Genomic DNA, 758 nt, shown 5'->3' with positions numbered 1-758 from the left:
CTTGGCGATCGTGCCGGTCACGGAGTCCAGGCCTTGCTCGAGCGTCGTGACGCGCGAATAGAGCCGGTCGCGGTCGCCGTTGAGCGTGTCGATCGCGGACGCCAGCCGGCGCGTCTCGTTGTGGCTCTCCTTCGCCAGCGTCTGCAACTGCTGGGCCTGGCGTGCGATATCGGATGCCGCGACCTGGTCGCGCTTCAGCGTCAGCGCCGACTGGTTGGCCATCACGGCAAGGGTGACGGCGCCGACCGCGGCAACGCCCCATGAGCCGAGCCGCCACAGCATGCGGCGATCGAAAGATTCCTCCTCGGCCAAAAAGCCGGTGGTGCTCTCGATCTCGAATTCCGCCGCCAGATTGTCGCGATCTTTGGCCAAAGCCCGCTTGGCCCTCCTCAAGGCCCGCCGAATCACGAGGCAAAGATTAACAGGAAATGGACCGGGAACTTGAATCCTAGGGTTCACCGAGGCGAATCGGTTTCTTCTGCCGGGGAAAACAATTAAAGACGGCCTCGAAGAAAGCTTGGCGCAGCCGACTGCGCGAGACATCGAGGATTTCGAATGACTGCGCGAACCAGCCTGACAGTGGTGCTTGCGGCCGGCGAGGGCACGCGGATGCGCTCGTCGCTACCGAAGGTGCTGCACCCCGTGGCCGGGCAGGCGCTGCTGTCGCATGTGCTCAATGCCGCCGCCTCCGGCGAGGGATCGCAGCTGGCGGTGGTGATCGGCCCGGACCATGAGGCGGTCGCCGCCGAGGCGCGCCG

At 65.6% G+C, this 758-nt stretch carries 1 protein-coding gene and 1 pseudogene; one reads left to right on the top strand and one right to left on the bottom strand.

Features of this window, described 5'->3' with window-relative positions; all coding sequences use genetic code 11:
* A pseudogene (locus H8A92_RS40580) lies at nt 1–372 on the bottom strand (hypothetical protein); the annotation flags it as partial.
* Between the two features lie 183 nt (nt 373–555).
* Between H8A92_RS40580 and H8A92_RS40575 the strand changes: the two are divergent.
* Nucleotides 556–758: NTP transferase domain-containing protein (locus H8A92_RS40575; protein WP_229200818.1), on the top strand; the 203-nt coding region annotated here is incomplete at its 3' end.

The organism is Bradyrhizobium acaciae (assembly GCF_020889785.1).
Taxonomy (GTDB): Bacteria; Pseudomonadota; Alphaproteobacteria; order Rhizobiales; family Xanthobacteraceae; genus Bradyrhizobium; species Bradyrhizobium acaciae.
This window is presented reverse-complemented; position numbering and strand designations above follow the sequence as displayed.